This is a genomic window from Rhodoblastus sp., from assembly GCF_052145335.1.
Classification (GTDB): domain Bacteria; phylum Pseudomonadota; class Alphaproteobacteria; order Rhizobiales; family Beijerinckiaceae; genus Rhodoblastus.
In genome coordinates, this window is the sequence record NZ_JBKQOU010000364.1 from 1 (window position 1) to 5,764 (window position 5,764).

Sequence of the window (5,764 nt, forward strand, 5' to 3'; positions counted from 1 at the left end):
ACTTGCGCCACATTCGCTCGTCGGCAAACCCTTCCTGCTCGTCACCGAGATCCAAGCTGGCGGCTATATCGCGGTGCCGGGCGAGTGCCACATCAGCTTGATCCTCAAGCTGATCCCCGGCCAGAGCCTTGACGAGGCGAAGGCCGGACTCGAGGCCGCGGCACGATCCGCCGCGCTCGCGCCGGGAGTCAGCCTCGCCTTCGACTACCCCGCCGGCCGAGATCATCCGATCGGCGGCACGCCGACAGAAACGCCGGAGGCGACGCCTTTCGTCAGGCTTCTCGTTGAGGCTGTGCGCGCCGTGCGCCCCGACCGGGGCGCGATCGAAGGCGCGCCCTTCTGGTCGGAGGCGCCGTTCCTCGTCACCGGTCTCGACATTTCGACGGTCTATTGGGCGCCGGGCGACATCCGCAACTGCCACACGCTCGAGGAACGTGTCGAAGTCAGGGAATATTTTGACGGCATTGTCGCCCTCGCGGCCTTCTTATCGACCCTTGCCGAGGGGGACAGTTCAACGACTAACGGCGGCTAGGAAATCCGGCCGCGTTACTGAGGGAGTAGCACCATGACGCGAACTCGAAGCCTAGCTGTGGCGGCGTTCTGCGGCGCTCTGGCGATGGCCGCCGCGGCGTTCGCCGGCGAGACCGTCGGTCCGGACGGCGAAAAGGCGGCGCCGTCGACCGACCTGAAGCTCAGCGACGCGGATGCAGCCAAGATCGCGGCCGGCAAACCCACCGCCGCCCTGCTCTGGCACACCTCGTCGGACTTCGTGAACGCGGTCACCGCCGGGGCAAAGGACGAGTTTCAGCGCCTCGGCGTCTCAGTCGTTGCTCAGACCGACGCGGGCTTTGACGCCGCCAAGCAGAAGAGCGATGTCGAGACGATCCTCGCCAAGAAGCCCAGCGCGATCCTCGCCTTGCCGCTCGACCCGGTAACCTCGGCCGAAGCGTTCAAGCCGGCGGTCGCCTCCGGCGTCAAGATCGTGCTGCTCTCCAACAAGCCAAAGGGTTTCGTTCAGGGCAAAGACTACGTGACGATCGTCACCGACGATCTCTTCCAGATGGGCAAGCACGCCGCCGATGCGATGGCCGAGGCCATCGGCAAGAAGGGCAAAGTCGCGTGGATCTATCACGATGCGGCTTATTACGTGACCAACCAGCGCGACAACGCGTTCAAGTCGTCGATCGAGTCTGACTATCCCAATATCCAGATCGTCGCCAAGGCGGGCATCACCGATCCTGCCCGCGCTGAGGACATCGCGCATGCACTACTCCTGAAGAACCCGGATCTCGACGGCATCTACGTCACGTGGGCCGAGCCTGCGGAAGGCGTGCTCGCCGCGCTGCGCGCCGCGGGAAACACGAACACGAAGATCGTCACGCTGGCTCTGTTGCAAACTTCGCTGTCGGCGGATTTCCGATATGATCGACTCCGGACTGGGCGGGGCGGATATCAGAATGGGCCGAGGCAATTGTTTCAAGGGGCGGCAATTCACCGCCGAGGTGATCCTCTGGGCGGTTCGTTGGTATCTGATGTTTCCTGTCAGCTACCGCGATCTCGAGCTCATGCTGCGTGATCGCGGCGTCGAGGTCGATCACACGACGATCTTTCGCTGGCTCCAGGCCTATGCCGGGGAACTCGAGAAGCGAATCCGCCCGCATCTGCGGATGTGCAACGGCTCATGGCGCGTGGACGAAACCTACGTTCGGGTGAAGGGACGCTGGACCTATCTCTATCGGGCGGTCGACAGTCGAGGGCAGACGATCGATTTCCTTCTGTCGGCGCGGCGGGATACGGTCGCCGCCAAGCGGTTCTTCCGCAAGGCGCTTGTGCAGCCGCATGTCGTGAATCCTCGCACCATCACGGTTGACAAGAACCCCGCCTACCCACGGGCGGCGACAGAGATGAAGAGAGACGGGGAACTCTGGCGCCGAACTCGCATGCGGCAATGCAAATATCTCAACAACATCGTTGAGCAGGATCACCGGCGCATCAAACGCTTGGTTCGGCCGGGGCTTGGCTTCGGCGCGTCCCCAACGGCCCGGAGAACGTTGGCGGGCTTCGAGGCCTGCGCGATGATCCGGAAGGGTCAGGTTCGAAACATCGACGGGCGAGATATCCGAGCACAGGCGATCTTCATCGCCGGCATTTTCGATAGCGCCTTGGATAGCGCCGCATAAGGCAAGCCTGTCGAAGGCGACAAAGCTCCCGCTTCCTGACAGCTCATCGTTGCAACAGAACCAGATCGAGGATCATCGCGCGCGGGCTCGACACGCCGGTGCCGCCGGCGAGGAAGATCAGTGGCCCGCCGCGCGACTTGCGCACGACGAAGCGGCCATAGGGGCCGGAAAAGCGCACACGGTCGCCGAGCTTCAGCCGCTCGTGGACGAACCCCGTACCGGCGCCGCCGGGCACGCGCCGCACCTGCAATTCGACATGGTCAGCGTCAGAAGGCGCGTTTGCGATCGAGAAGGCGCGCGGGGCGTCGACGCCCGGCAGCTTCACCATCACGTACTGGCCGGCCTGGAAGTCGATCCCGTCGCCGTCGAGCGCGATCCGCACACCCTTGACGTCGTGGGTGGGATCGTCGAGCCCGACGACCTCCCCTTCGAAGTCGCCGACCGCGATGCGGCGCGCGTCGGGATCCTCTTCGACGTCGGCCACTATCGTGACGTCGGATTTCAGCGTCGCCGTGCAGGCAAGGACGAAGCCGTCGTCGCGCTCGAAATCCATCAGGGCGAAGGCGGAGGCTTCGCCGTGATCGATCTCGCCGTCCAGCACCTGCGTCTTGCACGTCCCGCATAGGCCATGTCCGCAGGCGTGCGGCAGGTAGACGCCCGCCCGCAGGCAGGCGTCGAGGATCGTCTGGCCTTCGGCGACGTCGATTGCGTCGCCGAGCGGTTCGATGGTCAGCTGGTGGCTCACGATTTTCTTGCCGCTGTCTAGTTGCTCGACCCCTTCCAGCCATTCAGGCCCGGGGTCCAGAAGCGGATCAGCGATTTGTGGCCAACGCCGTTTTCCGCGATCGATTTCGCGAAGTCCGGTTGGACCTTGACGCCATCAATCATCCAGACGACCTTTTCCCAATCGATTTTCTCGAAGTCTGGATGGGGGCCATACATGTCTTTCAAGATTGTGGGCAAGGCCCCGAAGGGCGTCGGCGGTGGCAACGGCAGAGCAACAGCCGCGACGAAGGAAATGTGCTGCTCCCAGTGCACGTAAACAAGAAGGGCGCCGTGATAAAGCTCCTGCACGTCACGGTACTGGATGTGATTTTCGTAGTCGGGTGTAATAGCGCGAACGGACATATTTATGGCTCCGGATTTAGGTGATCCGTGCGGTCTGCGTGCGGCCGCCCGGACCAACAAGAACAACCATTAGCTTGCGACCTTGACGCCGGCGTTCTTCCATTCGTTCCAGAGTTTTTCGTCCGGAGAGCCAACGTATTCGGCGTTATCAACGCCGACCTTAATTTGATACCAGTTCAGCACTTCCGACACGGTCGGGCCGCCGCAATTGCCCTGCAGGACCTGGTTCACCGGTAGCCAACTCTGCACATACTTCTCCGGCTCATTTTCGAATATGTCTTTGCAGCCGTCCGAACAAAAATGATAGCGGGTGTCCTTGAACTGCGTTTCGCGGAAGCAGGTCGTCGTCGGATCGCCGGGCTCCGTGTAGAGCATTGGAAGCTGGCAGGTGCTGCACAGCATCGGCAAGCTCATGTTATAGAATCGCTTTCCTTCCTTCTCCATTTGCGCCCAAAGCTCGAATTTTGGGCGATAATATCTATCGAACGTGTTCGGATATTTCTCCGACAGCCAGTCCATATGTTCCTTGTTCGGCATCCAGGCATGCAGCCCGGCGACATGGCATAGCTGGTAGAGCAGGCCCCAGTTCTGGTGGGAAACATGCTCGGCCTCCGCCGTGGCGACGTCAGCATATTTCGGCATCCTAAGACCGTAGCGCGCAAGATCCTGGAACAGCGCTCCGCCGGCCTCGACAAAATAAATCTCCCACGCTTCTCTCCAGGACATCACCTTTTTCGGCAGCATGTAGTCCATCATCATGGCGACGATGCCTAGCAGGCGGTGGCCGCGCCAGAACCACTTGTCGACCCATTTCTGCACGATCGGCAAGTTGTCGGGATGCTGCTCGAGCAGGAACTTGATGACCTCGATGCCGAGGGTCATGTGTCGGCTCTCGTCGGACTGCGCCGAGAACCCGAAAGTGACCGTCGACATGTCGCCATTATAGGCCGCGCCCGACATGAAGGGCACGAACAGGAGGTTGGTCAGTAGGTATTCGAAGGCGAAGCCGATCGCGATCATGAACTCGAACGGGCCCGCTGTCCGCGCGTCGTCGAAGAAGCTCTTCGGCACCGAAAGATAGAAGACCCGATCATGCATGGTGGGGAATTCGGACAGGCCGTTGAAGAACTTGTTATAGTGGCTCATCGTGTGGATTTGCGTCTGAACGTGGCGCAATTCGTCCAGCGACTGCTGCTGGGCCGCGACACGTGGGCCGACCCCGCGCAAATGGCGGCCGGCGAAGGCGAAGCCGCGATGCGCCTGATATTCCTCCGGAGAAATGCCGGTCAGGAACAGCTTCAGCACATTGACATAGCGCCCATCGGATAGTCCTGTTTGGCCATTGTTTTGGGCGAAGGCGTCAAGCACCGCATAGAGCTTGCGCTCCTTCTCAGCCTGGAACTTCCAATAGGCGTCCATGGTCAGGCGGAAGGGGTCCTCCCAGGCTGACCAATCCTTGATTTTGATCCCCTCGAACTTGTCGTAAGGGAACACTTTGTCCATCGGCTCGTAGGTGTTCTCCCAGTCCAGTCCGCGCGTCAAATGCGCGTAGCGCTGCTTGAGACCGAGTTTCTTGGCGGTCATATTTCTCTCCCAAAAGGTTTTAGTGTTTCCAGCTGACGGTGAATTGATCGTCGTCTTCGTCGAGATGGCCGGCCATCGAGATGAGGACGAGATGAATCTCTTGCGGATCCCAGGCACGCCCGAGGCGTTCTTCAACAGAGACGCGATTGACGACCAGGCTGCCGTCCCGATCGAACTTCACCGCCCCCGGCATGTTGAGAACCGTCACGCCCGGATTGTCGGCGAGAATGGCCTCGATGATCGGGCGCGCGTCGTCGTTGTGATAAAGCGTGAGCGAAGCGATTTGCGTCATTGCGGCGACCCCATTCAGAGCGTTAGGCCGAGCGCGCGGGCGCGCTTCACGGTCATTTCGCCCGCGGCGTGCGCAGCGGCGCCATTGTCGCCCAGCAGCGCCGCGGACAGGGGCTTGGCCGCCTCCACTGCGCGGCCGATCCAATGGGCCGCCCATTGCGAAACCAGCGCCTTGTTCTCGGCGCTTTCCGCCGCGACCGTTTTAATGACGGAATCGCTCCATTTGCTTTCGTCGGCGCGCCAATCGTTCATGAACTCGGTCAACAGAGCGACCGGCAGGCTGGCGTCCTTCCAGCCCGCGTCTGCGAGCTTGTAGACCAGGTCGAAAACGACGCCGTTGATCGCCAGCGTCTGCGCGACGTAGAGCTGGAACCAGTCTCGCTCGACCAGGGTGTTTTCGATGAGCTTTCGGATGCCCTGCCAGGCCGGATCGTTGACCCAGACCTCCTTGGCCATGTCGAGGCCGACGCCTGTCTGGCCGTCAAGCAGTAGGCCAATCCGGCTGAGGATCTGAGCCATGCCGAGATGGTCGCCCGCGGAGAAGATGCAGGGCGCGGTGACCGCCGTGCCGTAGATCGGAC

General features: G+C 61.6%; 6 protein-coding genes and 2 pseudogenes. 3 read left to right on the forward strand and 5 right to left on the reverse strand.

All coding sequences use genetic code 11. From position 1 onward, the window contains the following. From ACLP2E_RS21585 to ACLP2E_RS21595, 3 genes and pseudogenes are all read left to right on the forward strand, one after another. Nucleotides 1–532 (forward strand): annotated as a pseudogene (locus ACLP2E_RS21585) (M20 family metallopeptidase); the annotation flags it as partial. Nucleotides 533–565: 33 nt separating this feature from the next. Continuing rightward, the gene (locus tag ACLP2E_RS21590; RefSeq protein ID WP_442467085.1) at nucleotides 566–1,576 is read left to right on the forward strand and encodes a substrate-binding domain-containing protein; all 1,011 of its coding nucleotides are present in this window, start codon (nucleotides 566–568) and stop codon (nucleotides 1,574–1,576) included. Further along, on the forward strand, nucleotides 1,458–2,180 hold the full coding sequence (locus ACLP2E_RS21595) for an IS6 family transposase (RefSeq protein ID WP_442467086.1): 723 nt from the start codon (nucleotides 1,458–1,460) through the stop codon (nucleotides 2,178–2,180). Before ACLP2E_RS21590 ends, ACLP2E_RS21595 begins: the two co-directional genes overlap by 119 nt. 43 nt (nucleotides 2,181–2,223) lie before the next feature. Here ACLP2E_RS21595 and ACLP2E_RS21600 read toward each other — a convergent pair whose 3' ends face one another. From ACLP2E_RS21600 to ACLP2E_RS21620, 5 genes and pseudogenes are all read right to left on the reverse strand, one after another. Beyond that, nucleotides 2,224–2,925, reverse strand: a complete 702-nt coding sequence (locus tag ACLP2E_RS21600) for a 2Fe-2S iron-sulfur cluster-binding protein (protein WP_442467087.1) — start codon at nucleotides 2,923–2,925, stop codon at nucleotides 2,224–2,226. Between the two features lie 17 nt (nucleotides 2,926–2,942). Beyond that, complete coding sequence (locus ACLP2E_RS21605; RefSeq protein ID WP_442467088.1) at nucleotides 2,943–3,308, reverse strand: phenol hydroxylase subunit P4; 366 nt, start codon at nucleotides 3,306–3,308, stop codon at nucleotides 2,943–2,945. A 69-nt stretch (nucleotides 3,309–3,377) separates the two neighbouring features. Then, nucleotides 3,378–4,892 carry an aromatic/alkene/methane monooxygenase hydroxylase/oxygenase subunit alpha gene (locus ACLP2E_RS21610; protein ID WP_442467089.1) on the reverse strand — a complete coding sequence of 505 codons (1,515 nt, stop codon included), beginning with the start codon at nucleotides 4,890–4,892 and terminating at the stop codon, nucleotides 3,378–3,380. A gap of 19 nt (nucleotides 4,893–4,911) precedes the next feature. Beyond that, a complete protein-coding gene (locus tag ACLP2E_RS21615; RefSeq protein WP_442467090.1) occupies nucleotides 4,912–5,184 on the reverse strand; it encodes an MmoB/DmpM family protein in 273 nt (90 codons plus the stop codon). Nucleotides 5,185–5,198: 14 nt separating this feature from the next. Beyond that, a pseudogene (locus ACLP2E_RS21620) lies at nucleotides 5,199–5,764 on the reverse strand (hypothetical protein); the annotation flags it as partial.

What these genes read in the sequence shown, in the direction of transcription:
- ACLP2E_RS21590 (WP_442467085.1), top strand. Translation starts at nt 566, where the DNA reads ATGACGCGAACTCGAAGCCTAGCTGTGGCGGCGTTCTGCGGCGCTCTG.
- ACLP2E_RS21605 (WP_442467088.1), bottom strand. Translation starts at nt 3,308, where the DNA reads ATGTCCGTTCGCGCTATTACACCCGACTACGAAAATCACATCCAGTAC.
- ACLP2E_RS21595 (WP_442467086.1), top strand. Translation starts at nt 1,458, where the DNA reads ATGGGCCGAGGCAATTGTTTCAAGGGGCGGCAATTCACCGCCGAGGTG.
- ACLP2E_RS21615 (WP_442467090.1), bottom strand. Translation starts at nt 5,184, where the DNA reads ATGACGCAAATCGCTTCGCTCACGCTTTATCACAACGACGACGCGCGC.
- ACLP2E_RS21610 (WP_442467089.1), bottom strand. Translation starts at nt 4,892, where the DNA reads ATGACCGCCAAGAAACTCGGTCTCAAGCAGCGCTACGCGCATTTGACG.